At 68.1% G+C, this 18,698-nt stretch carries 14 protein-coding genes; 3 read left to right on the top strand and 11 right to left on the bottom strand.

All coding sequences use genetic code 11. The features are described 5' to 3' along the window. Positions 1–114 precede the first annotated feature (114 nt). The 7 genes from ACEN9Q_RS11490 to ACEN9Q_RS11460 form a co-directional block, all read right to left on the bottom strand. Complete coding sequence (locus tag ACEN9Q_RS11490) at positions 115–2,088, bottom strand: beta-L-arabinofuranosidase domain-containing protein (RefSeq protein WP_495628493.1); 1,974 nt, start codon at positions 2,086–2,088, stop codon at positions 115–117. Between the two features lie 150 nt (positions 2,089–2,238). Further along, positions 2,239–3,390: an acyltransferase family protein gene (locus ACEN9Q_RS11485; RefSeq protein WP_495628492.1), complete on the bottom strand. Its 1,152-nt coding sequence runs from the start codon at positions 3,388–3,390 to the stop codon at positions 2,239–2,241. Beyond that, entirely contained in the window at positions 3,387–4,898 is a 1,512-nt protein-coding gene (locus ACEN9Q_RS11480; protein ID WP_495628491.1) for a tryptophan halogenase family protein, read from the bottom strand. The genes ACEN9Q_RS11485 and ACEN9Q_RS11480 overlap by 4 nt, the downstream gene beginning before the upstream one ends. 18 nt (positions 4,899–4,916) lie before the next feature. Continuing rightward, on the bottom strand, positions 4,917–5,927 hold the full coding sequence (locus ACEN9Q_RS11475) for a cupin-like domain-containing protein (RefSeq protein ID WP_495628490.1): 1,011 nt from the start codon (positions 5,925–5,927) through the stop codon (positions 4,917–4,919). Beyond that, positions 5,911–6,624, bottom strand: a complete 714-nt coding sequence (locus ACEN9Q_RS11470; RefSeq protein WP_495628489.1) for a SapC family protein — start codon at positions 6,622–6,624, stop codon at positions 5,911–5,913. Before ACEN9Q_RS11470 ends, ACEN9Q_RS11475 begins: the two co-directional genes overlap by 17 nt. A gap of 45 nt (positions 6,625–6,669) precedes the next feature. Continuing rightward, positions 6,670–8,214, bottom strand: coding sequence for a tryptophan halogenase family protein (locus ACEN9Q_RS11465; RefSeq protein WP_495628488.1), 1,545 nt, complete (start codon positions 8,212–8,214; stop codon positions 6,670–6,672). 295 nt (positions 8,215–8,509) lie between these two features. Continuing rightward, positions 8,510–11,482 carry a TonB-dependent receptor gene (locus tag ACEN9Q_RS11460; RefSeq protein ID WP_495628487.1) on the bottom strand — a complete coding sequence of 991 codons (2,973 nt, stop codon included), beginning with the start codon at positions 11,480–11,482 and terminating at the stop codon, positions 8,510–8,512. 399 nt (positions 11,483–11,881) lie between these two features. Between ACEN9Q_RS11460 and ACEN9Q_RS11455 the strand changes: the two genes are divergently transcribed. Continuing rightward, entirely contained in the window at positions 11,882–13,027 is a 1,146-nt protein-coding gene (locus ACEN9Q_RS11455) for a serine hydrolase domain-containing protein (protein ID WP_495628486.1), read from the top strand. A gap of 147 nt (positions 13,028–13,174) precedes the next feature. After that, entirely contained in the window at positions 13,175–14,362 is a 1,188-nt protein-coding gene (locus tag ACEN9Q_RS11450; protein ID WP_495628485.1) for an MFS transporter, read from the top strand. Here the strand turns inward: ACEN9Q_RS11450 and merP are convergent. The 4 genes from merP to ACEN9Q_RS11430 are packed head-to-tail and all read right to left on the bottom strand — an operon-like array spanning position 14,346 to position 16,713. Next, positions 14,346–14,633 (bottom strand): mercury resistance system periplasmic binding protein MerP, encoded by a 288-nt coding sequence (merP, locus tag ACEN9Q_RS11445; protein ID WP_495628484.1) that lies wholly within the window; start codon positions 14,631–14,633, stop codon positions 14,346–14,348. The two genes, ACEN9Q_RS11450 and merP, sit on opposite strands and share 17 nt — an antisense overlap. Before the next feature lie 11 nt (positions 14,634–14,644). After that, positions 14,645–15,028 carry a mercuric transporter MerT family protein gene (locus tag ACEN9Q_RS11440; RefSeq protein WP_056444566.1) on the bottom strand — a complete coding sequence of 128 codons (384 nt, stop codon included), beginning with the start codon at positions 15,026–15,028 and terminating at the stop codon, positions 14,645–14,647. 7 nt (positions 15,029–15,035) lie between these two features. After that, the gene (locus ACEN9Q_RS11435) at positions 15,036–16,151 is read right to left on the bottom strand and encodes a transglutaminase-like domain-containing protein (RefSeq protein ID WP_495628483.1); all 1,116 of its coding nucleotides are present in this window, start codon (positions 16,149–16,151) and stop codon (positions 15,036–15,038) included. A 19-nt stretch (positions 16,152–16,170) separates the two neighbouring features. After that, complete coding sequence (locus ACEN9Q_RS11430; RefSeq protein ID WP_495628482.1) at positions 16,171–16,713, bottom strand: TlpA family protein disulfide reductase; 543 nt, start codon at positions 16,711–16,713, stop codon at positions 16,171–16,173. Between the two features lie 152 nt (positions 16,714–16,865). On the opposite strand from ACEN9Q_RS11430, the gene ACEN9Q_RS11425 reads away from it, so the two are divergent. Then, on the top strand, positions 16,866–18,674 hold the full coding sequence (locus tag ACEN9Q_RS11425) for a glycoside hydrolase family 43 protein (RefSeq protein ID WP_495628481.1): 1,809 nt from the start codon (positions 16,866–16,868) through the stop codon (positions 18,672–18,674). The last annotated feature ends 24 nt before the right edge of the window (positions 18,675–18,698 follow it).

Genomic DNA, 18,698 nt, shown 5'->3' with positions numbered 1-18,698 from the left:
GCACCACGCCAATCTGACAATGGCCACAACTCTTGGGGGGCAGTTCAGACCCGGGGCGACTCGCTCTGGCGGTATCGATGGTATGGTCGTCTTCGCATTTCTCCCATGTGCCAACTATCGGCGGTCACGGAATGTGTCTTCGCGAAGGTTCCAATAAACGGAATAGCGTTGATGATGCAGGTCAAATAACGGCCGAACGACAATGCCGTTTGCCGGACCGGCGTTCTTGATCTTGAACGCGGACGGATCGCCGGGGAGTGGAGCGAGCCAATCGGCGGGATTACTGGACGTGCTGACGATATCGGGAACCGGCGCCGCCGCGATCTTCAGGAAGGCATCCTTATCGCCCACGTCGCTACCAGGCATATTGTCCTTGCCAAGTTCTCCGGCCAGCAAGACGGGACCATGGAATATGGAGACCATCGAGGAGACGTCTCTGGCTTGCTCCAGTCGCAGCCCCGCTGGAAGTGCAAGGTCGATCACGTCACCGGCTTTCCATTTCCGCCTTAACGAGAGATAGCTTGCGGGCTTTGCGTCCACACCTTGCGGCTTCCCGTTGATCCTTACTGTCACCGGTTTGGCGACCCACGCGGGGATTCGCAAATTGAGAGTGACGGCGTGGGCTCCAGGTTTGACCACCGTCAAGCGCACCGGGTCACCCCGCGTGATATCCCCTTGCTGCCGCAAAAACATCCCGCTTTCCCGCCAATTGAGCTCGGATGGGATATACAGGTTCACCCAGAGCGAATCATCCTTGTGAAAGTAAATGCCTTCGTTGTAGCGCGCGGTGTTTTCAATACCGGTGCCCATACAGCAAAAGCTGCCATTAAGATAGGTGCGAAAGTCCCCATGGAACGGCGTGAAGTAGGTCATGGCGCCCGAATCGGGCGCGATCGACGCCAGCACGTGGTTGTACAACGCGCGCTCGTAGTAGTCAGCAAGCTCCGCACGCCGGTTGCGCTCGAAAAGCCTGGCGGTAAGCTTGAGCATGTTGTGGGTGTTACACGTTTCGGCGGTGGTCGGGGGCAATACCTTCTGATCGTCAATTGACGGGCCGACTTCCACGCCGGGTTTATCGAACCATTCGTTGAATGCGTTGCCGCCGTTGGCGAACGAATGCCGGTGCACGACCAGCCGCCAGAAGTTCTCGGACGCCTTCAGTTCCACCGGGTCGCCATCGACGTTCGCGGAGTTTGCCAGGCCCACCGCCTGCGCGATGTGCGTATTGGCATGCAAGCCGCCCAGCCGGTCCTCGCCCTCGGCAAGTGGGCCGACAAACCAGGCGCGATTGAACATGCGGGCGGCTTCGAGGTGCCGGGGATCTTTGCCGATTTTGAAAAGCTCCGTCAGGACGTCACTCATCGCACCGAATTCGGTCTTTGGATTGCGGTCGCCGTCCGTGCGGAACATCCTGTCGATCTGCGCGGCATCCAGCGCCGCGAGCCGTTTCTCGAAGTAGTTGGCCATCCTGGTGGCCACGTCGAGTGCCTGCTTGTTGCCGACATAGGCATGGGCGTCGAGGAGGCCCGACATGACCTTCTGGACCGTGTAATAGGGCACGACGATGCCTCCGGCATCGGCCCCCGGCTTGCCTTCGAGCTGGTCAAACGCGGCCGTGGAAAAGCCGGCCAGGTAACCATCCAGATTCAGGCTCTCCTGGCATTTGGCGAGTTCTCCCACGAGGTAGTTGACCCGGTCGCGAAACAGGAGGCTTCCCGTCGCCGCCGCCATGCGCGAGGCGGCGGACAAATAATGCCCTGTCATGTGCCCCCGGAGAAATCCGCTATCCCAGCCGTCGTAGCCGCTCTCGATGCCTTCTTTTTGGGGAAGCTTGGCCAACACGCGGTAGGGGTACAGCAACTTGTCGGGATCATAGGACGCGAGCACCCCTTTACGATGCAGCTCCTGCCGAACGTAAAACGGACTTCCCGGCAGCAGGCGCACCTGGTTTGCCAGGAAGGCACTCGCCACGTCAACTGGACCAGTGCCCAGCACAGGAGGCGCAAGTTGGCCAAGGCCGCGGGCGCCACAATGCGCCGGCAGCGCCACGAGCGTGGCTTTGAGCATCGAACGTCGGGTGAAGGACATCAGAAAGGCTTTCGTCAAATGGGATCGTTAAAGAGATAACCACTGTTCCGCCGTGCGAATGCGGAGGCCGGATCGAATAAACAACTGCCGCCGGCGTGGACGATGACGAACGGCGTGTCATCGCACCACCGACGGCAGGCGCTCATGCGTTCAGCCGTTCGCGGCCGGCGCCACGACCGCCGGCTCGCGCGCCATCCAGCGCCGCGTGAGCCACGCGCGCACCGGCTCGTCGTAATACTTGAGCAGCACCCAGGCCAGCGCCACGCACGTGCAGAACGTCGCCGCCGCGACGGGCAGCCCGGCCCGCAGCGACAGATGGTGTTCGTTGACCCACGCCGTGTAGGTGTACACGAACGGGTAGTGGATGATGTACAGCGGGTACGACAGCCCGCCCAGCGCGGCGCACGCGCGGCCCGTGCGAGCGCCCGCGCGGGTGCTGGCGCCGAGCCACACCACCGCCGGGAACACGACGATGATGCACGCTGCTTCGTACAGGCCGTTCATCCACAGGGTCGCCGGCCCGCCGACGCGCGGCAGGGCCAGCGCGGCGAACAGGATCGCCGCGCTCCACGCAAAGCCGTTGGCGACACGGCCGGGGCGCACGACGCGCGACAGGAGCAGTCCGGCGCAGAATGGATACATCAGGCGCGTGAGCCCCAGCTGGAACTGCACGGGTTCCAGCGACCAGCCGCCGATCACATCGCCGTTCGGTCCGGCCAGCAGGTAGTGCACGAGGACCGCGCCGGCCAGCAGCGCGAGCACGGCCAGCATCCGGTTCGGCAGCCGCCGCAGCACGAACGCGTACAGCACGTTCGCCACGTATTCGAAGAACAGCGACCACGCGGGCCCGTTCAGCGGGTGCATCTCGCCCCAGCCGCGCAGGTCCATCGACGGCGGCACGGGCAGCAGGGTCATGCCGATCACCATCACGAGCAGCACGCGCCACAACGGCGTGTCCGCGATCATCGGGAAGAACGGCCCGCCCTGGAAGTAGAACGCGAGCGCACCGACGGCCATCGCGACGACGATCATCGGATGCAGGCGGATCAGGCGGCGCCGGAAGAATTCGCCCGTCGACATCCCCGGCCAGCGGTCGTCGTACGCGTAGCCGATGACGAAGCCGGACAACAGGAAGAAGAAGTCCACGGCCAGGTAGCCGTGGTTGATGACCTGGGCGAAGCGGCTGACCGCATGCGCCTCGCACAGGTGGAACGCGACGACGGTCAGCGCCGCGACGCCGCGCAGGCCGTCGAGGACCGGGTAGTGCCGCTTGGTGTCGGCGAAGGCGGCCGCTCCGCTCATGGCTTGCCCGCCGGGCAGTAACGCTCCACGTAGTGCTGGTGCGGCGGCAGTTGCGACGCCGTGCGGCGCACGTTGCTGCGGATGCCGTCCAGGAAGCCGCGCAATTCGTCGTCGCCCATCAGGTCCGCGCTCGGATGCCAGCGTTCCGGCGTCAAGCCCTGGCCCAGCATCACCTGCACCCACGAGTTCTCGGCGAACAGCTCGTTCGCGTAGCGGAACACGCGCCCGCCGTCGCGGAACAGGTCGATGCGGTGCTGCAGGCTGTCCGGCACGGCCATCGTCGCCGCGTCGTGCCAGTACGGCGAGTCGTGGCGGTTCGTGACCTTGTAGTGCAGGATGATGAAGTCGCGGATCGTGCGGATGTCGTCCTCGCTCTGGGCGTTGAACTCGTCGATGTCGGATTGCTGGATGCCGTGCGACGGGAACGTCTGCAGCAGGCGCACGATGCCGCGCTGGATCAGGTGGATGCTGGTCGACTCGATCGGTTCCAGGAAGCCCGCCGCGAGCCCGAGGCCGATGCAGTTGCCGATCCAGACCCGCTTGCGCTGGCCGGGCTTGAAGCGGATCACGCGCGGCTCGGTCAGCGCCTTGCCTTCGATATTGCCGAGCAGCGTGGCGCGCGCGGTGTCCTCGTCGATGTAGCGGCTCGAGAACACGATGCCGTTGCCCGTGCGGTGCTGCAGCGGGATGCGCCACTGCCAGCCCCAGTCGTGCGCCATCGAGCGCGTCAACGGGACGGCCGGACCGGTGGATTCCGTCTGCACGGCGATCGCGCTGTCGTTGAACAGCCATTGCGACCAGTCCTCGTAGGCTTCGCCCATCGTCTGGCCCAGCAGCAGCGCGCGAAAGCCCGTGCAGTCGATGAACAAATCGCCCTCGACGCGCGTGCCCGAGTCCAGCACCAGTGCCGTGATGTGGCCCGTGGCCGGGTCGGTGTCGACGCCGGTGATCTTCGCCTCGATGCGCTCGGCGCCGAAGTGTTCGGAAAAGCGCCGCAGGTAGCGCGCGTAGCGTGTGGCGTCCAGGTGATAGGCGTAGTTGATGCCCTGGTTCGGCAGGTGGCCGAAGCGTTTTTCCTGCGCGGCGACCAGTTCCAGGCAGTAGTCGCCGTAGTCGCCCGCCAGGCCGCGTTCGCGGCCCTTGAGCCAGAAGTGCTGGAAGCCGGCCGTCCAGTGGTCCGTGCCGGTCATGCCGAACGAGTGGATGTAGTCTTCGCCGCGCGCGCGCCAGCCTTCGAAGCTGATGCCCAGCTTGAACGTGGCCTGGGTGGCGGCCATGAATTCCTGTTCGCCGATGTCGAGCAGGCGGTGGAAGTGCACGAGGCTCGGGATCGTCGCCTCGCCCACGCCCACGGTGCCGATTTCGTCCGACTCGACGAGCTTGATGTCGATGACCTTGCCGAGGGTGCGCGACAGCGCCGCCGCGGCCATCCACCCGGCGGTGCCGCCGCCCGCGATCACGACGCGGCGGATCGGGCGGCCGCGGCCCTGCTGGTTGTTGTTGTCCATGTCTCCTCCTGGCTTGATTTACCTGTTGATGCGGCGCAGCAGCTGCCCGCGCAGCACACGTGCGCCGTCGTCGTCGAGCGGCGCCAACGCATAGCGCGCGTTCGCCGGCAGGTGCGCGAGGTGCTCGGCATCCGGCTCGAAGATGTAGTGGCGGAAGATCTCCTGCCACGCGCGGCGCTGTTCGGGCGGCAGTTCGCGCATCGTCAGGATCGCGAGCATCAGCGCATTGGTCGGCGTGTCCATGTAGTCCGGCGACTGGCGCCACCAGTAGTTCACGAGCACGTTGAACGCGGACAGTGCCTCCACGTGGTGCCACCACATCGACGGGATGAACAGCGCGTCGCCCGGCCCCATCTCGGCCACTTCCGCATGTGCCATGGCTTCGGCGTAGCGCGGAAAGCGTTCGAGGTCCGGATTGCGCACGTCGACGAGGCTGATGGCCTGCCCGGCCGGATTGAAGTCGAGCGGACCGACGTACAGGTTTTTCAGCTGGTCCGGCGGGAACAGCGTGAAACGGCGCTCGCCGACTGCGACGACGGCCAGGTTGTCCGGCAGGTCGTAGTGCGTGGCGACGACGGTGCGGTTGCCGATCCAGATGCTGGCCAGCGCGTCGCGGCCGCCGAGATCGACGTCGTTCTCCGCGCGCAGGCCGGGCAGGGCGCCGTCGATCGACGTCGAGCCGACGTAGATCGCGCCCGGATCGGGACGCGCGCGGTGGGCCGCCAGTTCGTCGAGCACCTGGTCGAGCCGCGCGCGCACGTTATGGAAGTTGAAGCCGGTGATATCGTCGTTGTAGAAGAAGCGGCCGCCGATCTGCGGCGGGCCGAGCATCGCGTTCACGGTCGCGTCGCGATAAAAGCCGCGCACGTACGCCTCCGCGCCGGCCGCCGATTCGCGCCCGGCACGCACGAGCGGCCAGCCGGCGGCGAGGCCGCGCACGATGTACGGCCGCGTGGCGCGCAGCATCTCGTCCGGCAGCCTGCCGTCGACCGCCGCCACTTCGCGCACGTGGTTAACGGCGGCCGTCATTGGCGCGGTTCTTCCGTTGGATCAGGGCGCGGAACTGGGCCAGCGACGCCACCGCCATGTAGATCGCCTGCAGGTAGCCGTCGCGGTGCAGGCGCGCGAGCTGCTCGGCCGTCAGCTGCGCCAGGCGGTCTTCGTTGATCGTGTAGAAGCCGGCCAGGCGGTTCTGCGAGCCGTCGTCCAGTTCGACGTCGAGCACGAACGATTCGAGCAGTTCCAGTTCGACGAGCGCGCCCACGAACGCGCGCGACGCGGCCATGCCTTCGTGGATCGTGCGCAGCACGGAGCTGATGCGCTCCAGGTATTCGCTCGTGCCGCCGTAGGTGAGGAACAGCGCCTCGCCCTCGATGCCGCCGTCGCGCACGCGCGGGCTGTCCAGGTCGATGTGGACGGCGAGGTCGTCGCCGCCGCGGCCGATCATGAACGGCTGGCGTTCGACGGTGAGCGGGAGCGCCGGCGCGTCCCAGCCGTCCGGGCCCAGGAACAGGTTCTCGCCCTGTTCGAAGCCGAGCAGGGCGACGGCGTCGTAGCCGCCGTTGCCGTCCTGCGCGAAGACGATCGGGTAGCAGGCCTGCAGGTCGCGGAATTCGGCCGGGAAGGTCAGCGCGGACATCACGGCGTCGCCATAGGCCGCGCCGCGCGTGGTGACGATGCGCAGGTTCTTGTGGTCGACGTTGTTCAGGGGTGCATGGTTGGCCATCGGTCTCGTAGTCTCTCGTTTGTCGTTATTGTGGGGGCATGCCGGCTAAGGGGACGGCATGCCGTATTGGCGGATGTGGTCGAGCATCGCGCGGTTCGCGGGCAGCAGCGGCAGCATGCGGGCGGTGAGCCGCGCGGCCTCGCGGAAATACTGGGCGGCGGCGTCCGGCAGGTCCGACGCGCGCCCGGAAAACTCGGGCCGGAAGCCCATCCCGTACAGGATGTACTGCCAGCTGGCGGACGGGAAGATCTCCTCGATGCGCGGGAAGTCGCGCCGCGACGGTGCGCGCGTGCGCCACAGCGCGAGCAGTTCGCGCAGGCGCGGCGACTGCGTGCGCGCGGTGCGGTGATCCAGCCAGTAGGCGGAACCCGTGCGCCTGGACAGCACGTAGTGCAGCTTGAGGAAGTCGATGATGCGCTCCCACCGGTACGTGAACGCCTCGTTGAAGCGGGCGGCGATCGTGTCCATCTGGGCGCGCGTGGCCGGCAGGTCGTCCGCCAGCCAGGCGGCGGACAGTTCCACGAGCGCGAGCGCGGACGCTTCCAGCGGCTCGATGAACCCGGCGGACAGGCCGATCGCGACGACGTTGCGCTCCCAGAAGCGGGCGCGGTAGCCGGGGTCGAACGCGATCTTGCGCGGCGCGGGAATGTCGCCCTCGATGCCGGTGGCGGACAGGTAGGCGCGCAAGGTCTGCTCGGCCGCGTCGTCGGCGCAGTGGGCGCTGGAATACACGTAGCCGATGCCGCGCCGGGCGGGCAGGCCGATGTCCCAGATCCAGCCGCAGGACTGCGCCGTGGAGGTGGTCTGCGACGCGATCGGCGCGTCGGGCGCGGGGTAGGGCACCTGCACGGCGAGCGCGCGGTCGTTGAACAGCACGTCGCGCTGCGACACGAACGGCACGCCGTAGTGGCGGCCCAGCAGCAGCGACGCCATGCCCGTGCAGTCGACGAACAGGTCGCCTTCCACGACGCCGGCCTCGCGCGTGCGCAATGCCTGGATGTCGCCCGCCGCGTCGCCGGCGTCCGTGGAAATGATGTCGACGACGTGGGCCAGCACGTGGCGCACGCGCAGCTTTTCCGTGCAATGCTTCTGCAGGAAGGCGCCGAACTTGCCGGCGTCCAGGTGGTAGCCGTAGTTGGCGACGCCCGCGTATTCCGGCGTCTGCGGCTGTTTCGGCGCGCGGCCCTGGTGGCACAGGTGCGGCTGGTAGCTCACGAGGTCGGCGAACGGCACGTCGCGGTGCCCATGCTGCCAGGCCGCCGCCAGATTGGCTTCGCCATAGCCCTGGGGCAGAGAAAAGGGATGGAAATAGATGTCCGCGTCGCCGCCGTCGACCCAGCGGTCGAAGCGCGAACCCTGCTTGAAGGCGGCGTCGCATTCGCGGAAGAACGCCGCCTCGGAGACACCGATGCGCTGCAGGGTCTCGCGCATGGACGGCCACGTGCCTTCGCCGACGCCGATGGGCGGCACGCCCGGCGATTCGACGAGCGTGACGGTCAGGCGCGGGTGTTCGACGGCCAGGATGGCCGCCGTCAGCCAGCCGGCGGAGCCGCCGCCGACCACCACGACGTGTTCGATGGGTTTACTCATCTCAGCTTCCATTTTTTCGGTACGCCGCATGAGTCTACCTGAAGTGCTGAATTCGGAACAACTTTTTATTCGCTGAAACCGATTACGGCAGGTCGCACGTGCGCTAAATGGCGACCCATATTACGTAATGCCCGTCGTTTTCGCGCAGGCGGGGAACCCGATTTTGCGGACTGCGGATACAAAATTGGGTCCCCGCCTGCGCGGGGACGACGGTTCTTGCTGCGCGCCTGCGCGGGGACGATGGCTCTTTGCCCCGCCTGCGCGGGGACGACGGCTCTTGCTGTGCGATCCTGCGTCAGAACTTGTAGCGCGCGCCCATCATGTAGCGCGGGCCGGACTGCGTCACGTACAGCGCCTGTTGCGAGGTGCGGCCGTGCACGCGGTTCGTCTCGTTCGTCAGGTTGATGGCTTCGAGCTGGACGCTCAGTTTCGGCGTCAGGTTGTAGCCCACCGACAGGTCGAGCTGGCCGTACGGCTCGACGTAGTTCGGGTTCGGACCGGCGCCGTCGAACGTCGACGACAGGAATTCGCCGCGCCAGTTGTACGCCGCGCGCACGTTCCACTTGTCGTTCTCGTAGATGCCGACCAGGTTGGCGGAGTTCGACAGGCCGACCAGCGCGAACTGCTCGCCGACGCTGCCGTTGTCGTAGCGCAGGCCCGAGTGGACGTACGTGTAGTTCGCCGAGATGCCGAAGCCGGTGTTGCCGAACATGTGCTGGAGGTTGAATTCCAGGCCGTTCAGGCTGGCCTTCTTCTGGTTCGAGAACGACGTGATCTGGAAGTGCGCCACCGGATCGCCCGGCTGGCCGACGATGTTCCCGGTCGGATTGCCGCTGCTGTCCACGCCCGTCACCGTCACGCCCGCCGCCGTCGGGTGGTGCGTGAAGATGTAGTTGCGGATGCAGGCCGGGTCCGTGCCGCAGCCGGCAGCCGACGCTTCGTTCCACAGCGCGCCGCCGACCGGCGTGTGCAGGTTGAACGGCGTGGCGTCGAGCTTCGACTGGCCCGCGTAGTTTTCCAGGTCCTTGTAGAACGCGTTGACCGAGAAGAAGCTGTCCTTCGCGTAGTACCACTCCCACGACAGGTCGAAGTTCTTCGACTTGACGGGTTTCAGCGCCGGATTGCCCTGCGAGCCGGTGCCGCCGTCGACCCGCGCCAGCGTATTCAGGATCTGGCCGCCGGCGATCTGGTCGTAGCGCGGGCGCCCGATCGTCTCGCCATAGCTCGCGCGCACCTTCATGTCGGCGCGGACGTCCATGTCCCAGTCGATCGACGGCAGCAGGTTGTGGTACTTGCCGGTCAGGGTCGTGAACGAGGGCGCGCCGAACTGCACCGGGAATTCGTTCGCGGAGACCATCGTGATCGACGTCGCGGTGGGCACCAGGGCCGTGGAGACGACGTCCGTCTTCTCGTAGCGCACGCCGATCGCGGTGTGCATCGGCAGCGCCGTGTCCCAGTCCGTGTTGAACTGCAGGTACAGGTTCTTCGACTTTTCCTCGGTGCGCTGGTCGGTGTCGAACGTGTTCTTGGGCAGGTACATCTCCGGCATGCCCGACGCCTTCGCCACGACGTCGCGCACCTGGGCGAAGTTGAAGGTGTAGAAGGTGTTGAACAGGTTCGGGTTCTGGCTGCCGGCCAGCTGGTCGAAGTACTGGCGCACGGTATCGGCGTGCCACAGGCTGCTCGGGTAGTCGGACGGCTTGGTCGCCCCGGTCCACGAGTCGCGCTGCTGGGTCGAGAACGCGGAACGGTTCTTGACGTTGACGGCGCCGAGGCCGAAGTTCAGGTTCGACGAATCCAGCATGCGCAGGCGGCCCTTGAACTGGGCCTGCGAGATGTCGCCCTTCATGTAGCCGTTCTGGAAGACGGAGCCGGTGACCTGCTGCGGCGCGTTCACGAAGTCGGCGCCCTTGATCGACAGGACCGGGAATTCCTGAGAGAAGTCGGCCGTCGTGTCGCCGCGCGAGAAGCTCGCGGTGCCCAGCGTGTTGTTCGAGCCGAACGGGCTGTCGGCCTTCGATTCGGCCGTCGAATGGTGCGCGTCGAACTCCAGCTTGAGGTCCCTGGTCGCGCGCCACTGCGTGTTGAAGCCGAGCGACTTGTTCTGCGTCTTGGTGGCGAAGTCGGCGCCGCCCATCGCAATGTCGCTGTTCCCGGCCGGGATGAATTCGCTGTAGACGAGCGGCGCGGCGATCGGGCCGTTGGTCCAGGACGAGGCGGACGGGCCGAAGTTGAACCATGCGGAGACGTCGTTGCGTTTCGTCTGCAGCTTGTTTTCCGAGTACGTGTAGTCGAGGGTCGTCGTCAGTTCCTTCACCGGCTGCCACTGCAAGGTGAGCTGGCCGTTGGTGCGCTTGCGCTTCACGCCCGTCATGCTGTAGTTCAGGTTCTGCGGCACCTGGTAGATGTCGGTGGGCTTGGGACGGTTCGTGATGTTTTCCGAACCCGGGGTGCCCGGCTGCGGAATCGTGCCCCAGTTGTTCTCGTCGCCGCGAAACGGGCCTTTCCAGCCGCTCGACACGGACGCCTGGTTGAAGCCCAGGTTGCGCTCCTGGTAGCTGGCGGAGACGCCCAGGCCCCAGTGGCCGTCCTTCGACGTCGTCGAATAGATGCCCGAGAATTCCGGCGTCGTCGAGTTGCTGGCCTTGACGTCGCCCGGCAGGTTGTTGTTCGACGTGTCGTGCACGGCCTTGATGCCGATGCTGGACCACGTGCCCAGCTTGTCCAGCGGACGCGCCGTGATCACGTTGACGGTGGCGCCGATGCCGCCGGTCGGGGTCTCGGCGCGGCTGGTCTTGTAGACCTGCAGCTGCGAGATCGCTTCCGACGCCAGGTTCGAGAAGTCGAAGGAGCGGCCGTTCAGGTCGCCCAGGTTCGACGTCGGCATCTGGCGGCCGTTCAGCAGCACCATGTTGAAGTCGGGGCCCACGCCGCGCACCGTGATCTTCTGGCCTTCGCCGTTGACGCGGTCGATCGACACGCCGGAAATGCGCTGCAGCGATTCGGCCAGGTTCGTGTCGGGGAATTTGCCGATGTCCTCGGCGACGATGCCGTCGACGATGCCGTCCGACTGGCGCTTGAGGTTCAGCGACGACGCCAGCGACTGGCGCAGGCCGGTCACGACGACCTGCTGGACGGCCGTGGTCGGGATGTCGCCGCCGCGGCTGTCTTCCGTCGCGCCGGTCTGGCCATAGGCCGGGATGAGGGCGGCGCAGGCGCTCGCCACCGCCAGGCTCATCAGTTTTTGGTTTGCCTTGGGATAATGCATTAGGTCTCCTCTGTTTTTATCTGCTTGTTCTTCACCGCGTCGGACGTGGAAACGTTTCCATATCGTGGTCGAATCTTATGTTCAGAAAAAACAATTGTCAACGGAATATTCCATGGTGCGTGGCCGAAACAGCACACCTGCGAAACCGGCTGCGTTGACATCGAAAAATCGGCGGTGCTATATTGGAAATTGCCTGGAAGCGTTTCCACGCGGACGTCCATTCGACCGGAAACCGGTTCCGAGCGCCGCGACGGCGTCCCCGGCAAATGCGCGTCGACGACGTGCCCGCGTACCGGCGCGCACGTTAACGGACAGTCATGACGAAGTTAGCGCTCCCATGGCATCATGACGGGCTGTGGCGCCGCGCGGGGCGGTGCCGGGCAGGTCATGGAGAGACGCATGCGGTTCGGGACGTGGTGGGCGGTGGGGGCGACGGTATTGGCGATGGCGGGCTGTGCGCCGCCGCTGCGGCCCCTGCAATCGCTGTCCGATCCCGAAGTGCAGCGCATCATGCGGCGCGAACAGGTGCAGGGCCTGGCGCTGGCCACCATCGAGAACGGGAAGGTGGCGAAAGTGCGCGTGTACGGCACGCGCAACGCGGCGCTCGGCCAGCCGCTGACGCCGGACACGGTCATGACCGGCGCGTCGCTGACCAAGACGGCCTTCGCCTACATGGTGCTGCAGCTGGCCGACGAGGGCAGGCTGGACCTCGACGCGCCCGTCACGAAGCTGCTGCCGCAGCCGCTGCCCGCGTACCGCGAGCGGCCGTTCGATTTTTCCGACCTGGCGGACGATCCGCGCTGGCAGTCGCTCACGCCGCGCATGCTGCTCGCGCACGCCGGCGGCTTCGCCAACTTCCGCTGGCTCGAGCCGGGCGGGCACCTCCGCATCCACTTCGACCCGGGCAGCCGCTATGCGTATTCCGGCGAGGGCTACATGCTGCTGCAGCTGATCGTCGAACGGGGCCTCGGGCTGGATGTCGCGCAGGAGATGCAGCGCCGCGTGTTCGACCGCTTCGGCATGCGCAACACGAGCATGCACTGGCGCGCGGACTTCGCGGAGAACGTGGCGGACGGCTACGGCTTCGACGGTGCCGTGCAGCCGCACGAGCGCCGCTACCGCGTGCGCGCGGCCGGCTCGATGGATACGACGATCGCCGACCAGGCGAAGCTGTGGGCCGGCATCATGCGCGGCGACGGCCTGCGGCCGGACACGCGCGCCGCGTTCGCGACCGGCTGGCTGCCCATCGCGTCGCGCCGCCAGTTTCCGACCCTCGCCGGCGGCGACACCGAATGGCCGCAGAAGCTGGCGGCGGGCCTGGGCGTCGTCACGTTCGAGGACCGGTCGGGCCCCGGCTGGTTCAAGGGCGGCCACGACGACACGACGGCCGATTTCGTGCTGTGCCTGGAGACGGGCCAGCGCTGCGTCGTGCTGCTGTCGAACGACGTGCGCGCGGAGCGCCTGTATCCGGAACTGGGCCGGCAGGCGCTCGGGCCCGACGACATGCCGTGGAGCTGGGAATACGACTGGATGGACGCGCCCTGACGCGGGCGGCGTCCGGCAAGGATCGCCGCCGCGCGTTACACTTGCCGTTTTGTCCGGAGCCCAGGATTGACCCCACCGCCTTTGCCCACCGAGGCACCCGACCGTCTGCGGCATGACGCCGTGGCGCACGCAGAAGCACACACGGCGATGCCCACGTGGCTGATGCTGCTGATCGCCGCCGCCTGCGGCCTGATCGTCGCGAACCTCTATTACGTCCAGCCGCTCGTCGGCCCGATCCGGGCGGCGATCGGCCTGCCGGCCGGCGCGGCGGGCCTGCTCGTCACGCTCACGCAGATCGGCTACTGCGCCGGCCTGCTGCTCGTCGTGCCGCTGGGCGACCTGCTGGAAAACCGCCGCCTGGTGCTGGTCCTCGTCGGCGTGCTGGTGGTTGCGCTCGTCGCGGCGCCGCTGGTGCCGGCGCTCGGCCATCCGGCGCCCGCGTTCCTCGCCTGCTCGCTGCTCATCGGCTTTGCCGCCGTGGCCGTGCAGGTGCTGGTGCCGTACGCGTCGCACATGGCGCCCGAACACGTGCGCGGCCGCGTCGTCGGCAATGTCGTCAGCGGCCTGATGTTCGGGATCATGCTGGCCCGTCCCGTCGCCAGTTTCATCACGCACGCGTGGTCGTGGCAGGTCGTGTACGGGCTGTCGGCCGCGCTGATGGTTGTGCTCGGGATCGTGCTGCGGGTGCTGCTGCCCACGCGCCGGCCCCATTCGACGCTGGGCTACGTCGCCCTGCTGGCGTCGATGCAGGGGCTCCTGCGCGACCTGCCCGTGCTGCGCCGGCGCGCCATCTACCAGGCCGGCATGTTCGGCGCGTTCAGCGTGTTCTGGACCGTGACGCCCTTGCTGCTGGCCAGCCCGGCCTACGGCATGAACCAGCGCGACATCGCGTGGTTCGCGCTGGCGGGCGTCGCGGGCACGATCGCCGCGCCCGCCGGCGGCCGCGTGGCGGACCGCGGCTGGACCCGGCCGGCGACGGCGTTCTGCATGATCCTCGGCCTGCTGTCCTTCGTGCCGACCCTGGGCGCCGCCGGCGGCGGCAAGCTGGGTCTGGGGCTGCTCGTGGCGGCCGCCATCGCGCTGGACTTCGCCGTGTCGGGTAATCTCGTGCTGGGCCAGCGCGCCATCTATGCGCTGGGCGCCGAGGTGCGGGGCCGCGTCAACGGCCTGTACATGGCGACGTTCTTCCTGGGCGGCGCGACCGGGTCGGCGCTGGGGGCGTGGAGCTTCGCGCACGGCGGCTGGCAGGCCGCGTGCGCAGTGGGAATGTCCTTGATCGGGGCGGTGCTGCTCGTGTTCCTCGGCGAGCCCCGGGGGATCACTTCGCGGTCTTGAGCATCGCCGGGTAGCCGACGTCCTCCGTCGCTTTTTTCAGGTCGGCGACGGTGGCCTTGGCGTCGTCGTAGACGATGACGGCTTCGCGCCTGTCGTAGCTGACCTTCACCTTCGACACGCCCGGCACTTTCGACAGCGCCGCCTTGATCGTGATGGGGCAGGTGGCGCAGTCCATCGTCGGGACGGTCAGCTGGACGGTCTGCTGCTTGGCCGACGCCAGCGGCGCAACGGCGACCAGCGCAAGGAGGGTGAGGGTGCGGGAGATTGTCATGGTAGCTATCCTCAATAGAACAACGGGGCGATCAGCGGAAAGCCCAGCAACAGCGCGACGAACAGCGCGCAGGCGATGAACACGCGGCGCATCAGCGGACGCGTCGTGGCGCAGGCGCCGTCCGCCATGTCGCAGGCGCGGGCCGGGCGGAACACGAGCCAGCCGGCCCAGGCCAGCGCGCCGGCGGTGAGCGCGATGGCGTAGGGCGTCACCGGTTTCAGCGCCTGCAGGTTGGCCATCCACGCGCCCGTCACGCCGACCAGCACCAGCGCGAGCGGCAGCACGCAGCACGTGGAGGCGAGCAGCGATGCCAGCACGGCGACGGCGATCAGCCGCCCGGCCTTGCGGTCGGTCGCGGCGCTGCCTGGGGCGGTGGGACGGGCGAGCGTGGGCATGGCCGGATCAGATCGCGCGGGCCGTGATCGTGTACTTGAACGCGTCCGGATCGAGCGGGTCGTACGCTTCGCCGCGGTTCTGCGCCTGCGGATACATCAGGAAGCTGACCTTGCCGACGGCGGAGCCGGGCAGGCGCACGTCGTGGGCGAAGTTATAGCCCATCCAGTTGCCTTCCCAGCCGCCGAACAGCGCGCGCTTGACGGGGGCGACGACGGGATTGTCCGGGTCCTTGATCCAGTTCGGCGTTTCCTGGCGCATGACCTTGGCCACGTCGGCCGGGTCCATCGCGACCCAGCCGTGCTGCTTCAGGTAGACCTCGGCGCGGCAGTGCTGGGCGCCCTGCAGCGATTGCGGCTTGCCGCCCAGTTCGCGGTAGCCGAAGCTGCTGGGCGCGATGCGGATGCCGTAGACGTCGCGGGCCGGCACGCCGGACGCGCGGCACAGGCCCACGAACAGGCCGTTCAGGTCGGCGCACTTGCCGCCGAAGTTACCCGTCTCCAGCATCGTCTTGATGTCGCCCGTGCCGCAGCCCTTGACCTTCGGCTCGCGGAACGTGTTCAGCACGATCCAGTTGTAGATGCGCTCGACCTTTTCCTCGTCGGTGCGCGCGCCCTTGGTGATCGTCAGCGACGTCTTCTTGACGATGCCGTCGAGCGGCAGCAGGTCGGTCGGCTGCAGCCACAGGCGCAGGTCCGCGGCATCCTCGGTGCCCGGGGTGCGGGTCTTCCAGTTCTCGGCACGGTCGCGGGTCTGGATGCGCGACACGACTTCCAGCGCCGGCGGCGCGGAGCCGTCGAATTCGGCGACGAGGAAGCGGGCGCCGTAGCGCGGATCGGTCTCGACGCGCGCCTTGGTCGCGTTGCCGGACCAGTTGTTCGACAGGCTGCGCTGCCATTCCGTGTCGATCGACGGCAGCGGAATCCACACCGTCGACGGACCGGCGGCGCGCTGCAGGGCCACCTTGGTCACGACCTCGTAGCTCTTCCAGTCGCCCGGACGCGGATCGAAATGGCGTTCCTGCTCGGCCGCCAGCAGGGTGCGCGGCAGGGCGCTGGCGAGCGCAATGCCGCCGGCCGCTTTCAGCAGCGTGCGGCGGGTGGTTTTCAGGTTCGTGTCGTGCATGGCGTTTTTCCCTCGTTCTCTAGTTCTGGTTGTGTTCTTGATGTGTTTGCGGCTCGGCCAGCAGGGCGTCGATGGCGCCGCGCAGCCGGGTGTCGTCGGGCGGTATCTCGCCCACCGTGCGCCAGCGCGCGCGCCCGCCGCGGTCGACGACGATCGTCGCCGGCATCACGCCCGGCGACCAGCGCTTGAACGCATCGCCGGTGCGGTCGCGCAGCACGGGGTAGGCCAGCGGATGGGCCGCGGCGAACCGTTCGATCGAATCGAGCGGCTCCTTGTAGTTCACGCCGACGACCGCGACGCCGTCGCGCCCCGCCAGCGCGCCCAGCACCGGCAATTCTTCCACGCATGGGCCGCACCAGGCGGCCCAGAAATTCACGACGACCACCTTGCCGCGCAGGGCCGCCAGGTCCCACGGCTGGCCGTCGAGGGTCGTCAGCTGCAGGGCCGGCGTCGGCCGGCCCGCGGGCCACGGCCGCAGCAGCGCATCCTTCGCCGCCGCGCCCGCGCTCAGCAGTGCGCCGGCCAGGAGCGCGGCCGCGCGGGTGGATATCCTCGTGTGCATCGTCGGGTGCGGATCTCGAAGCGAAAACAGCCGTCATGATACCAGAGCGGGCGTTTCGCCGCCCGCCCGCGGGCGGTGCCGCCGGTCCGCAACCGTGCAGCCCGCCCGGCCCGGCTGGGGTAAGCTCGGCGGCGGACTTCACGGAGGATGCGATGGGATTGCAACGGAACCTCGCGGCGCTGGGGTGGGCGCTGGCGCTCGGACTGGCGGCGCCGGTGAGCGCCGCGCCCGCCGCCACCTATCGCAACCCGCTGCGCGTGCACCTGGCGAACGGCGCGCCGGCCCAGAACTGCGCCGACCCGGCCGTGGTGCGCGATGCGCGTGCCAGGACGCCGACCTGGTATCTGTATTGCACGAGCGACCCGGTCAGCAAAACGGAGCGCCCGCTGCCGGGCGAATCCGGCCCGTGGCATTTCCACATGATCGCGATCTACCGGTCGACGGACCTCGTCAACTGGAATTATGTCGGCGACGCGTTCGCCGACCGCCCGGCCGGGCTGGCCGCGCCCACGTCCGGCCTGTGGGCGCCGGAACCGGAATACATGGGCGGCCGCTACTACCTGTACTTCACGGTGACGGACGTGGCGGACGCCCACAGTCCGGAGGCCGGCTGCGCCAACGACAGCGCCATCGGCGTGGCCGTCGCGGACAACCCGGCCGGTCCGTGGGTGCCGGCGGCCGCGCCGGTGGTCGCGCCGCGGCGCGCGGGGCCCGGCTGCGATTTCCACTGGACGTTCGACCCGAAGGTCGTCGAGGACGGCGGCCGCAAGTGGATTTATTACGGCAGCTACGGCGGCGGCGTGTTCGTGCAGCCGCTCCGCGCCGACGGGCTGGCCGCCGAGGGCACGCCGCGCAAGGTGGGCGCGGCCGGGCGCTACGAGGGCGCGGAAGTCGTCCGGCACGGCGGCTGGTGGTATCTGTTCGCCTCCACGACCGACTGCTGCAACGGCCCGCTGACGGGTTACGCCGTGTACGCGGGACGGGCGCGCACGCCGGCCGGACCGTTCCTCGACCGCCTCGGCCAGGACCTGGCCGCCGCCCGCGCGGGCGGCACGCCGGTGCTGTTCCAGAACGGCAACCGCTGGGTCGGCGTCGGCCACAACACCGTGTCCCCTGACGCGGCCGGGCAGTGGTGGACGATCTACCACGGCATCGACGCCGGGGAGCCGTTCTTCAGCGCGCGCGACAAGCTGACGCGCCGTCTCGCGCTGCTCGACCGCATCGACTGGGTGGACGGCTGGCCCGTCGCGACCGGCGCCCCCAGCGACGCGGCGCGTCCGGCGCCGGCGGCGACGGCCGGTGCGCGTCCCCGTGCGTTCGCCGCCCCGGCCGCGCCGGCAGAATCGGTCCGCGCGCTGTGGACGGACACGTTCGGCGGCCCGACGCCGGATGCGCGCTGGACGTGGCTGCGCCCGCCCGCCGACGCCGCGTGGTCGCTCGGCCGCACCGGCCTGACGCTGGCGACGGCCGCCACCGACCTGCACGTGGACACCAACACGGCCAGCGTGCTGCGCACGCCGCTGCCGGACGGCGACTACCGCGTCGAGGCGGTCGTGCGGCTGGACGTGCCGGACGCCTGCTGCGCCACGGCCGTGCAGGCCGGCTTCGTCGTGATGCGCGACGACGACAACTACGTCAAGCTGGTCGAGCTGGCGCACGGCGGCCTGCGCGAGGTCGAGTTCGCGAAGGAGATGGCGCCCGTGCCGGCCCATTATCCGCGCTACGGCAACACGGTCGCCGGCACGCCGGGCGCGACGACGTGGCTGCGGCTCGATGTCCACCGGAGCGGGGGGGAAGAACGTTATACGGCGTATTCGAGCCGGGACGGCAACGCCTGGGTCGGCGGCGGGACGTGGACCCACCGCCTCGGCCGGGAGGCGCGGCTGGGCCTGGTGGCGATGGGCGGCGCCGGGCACCGGGCGGTGTTTCGCAGGGTGTCGGTGGCGCGCCTGTCTCGCTGACGCGACGCCTTTGTCACCGCTTTG

This window comes from Massilia sp. Masssp93 (assembly GCF_059491295.1).
The sequence above is the reverse complement of the archived record's forward strand: the minus strand, read 5'-3'. Positions and strand labels throughout refer to the sequence as shown.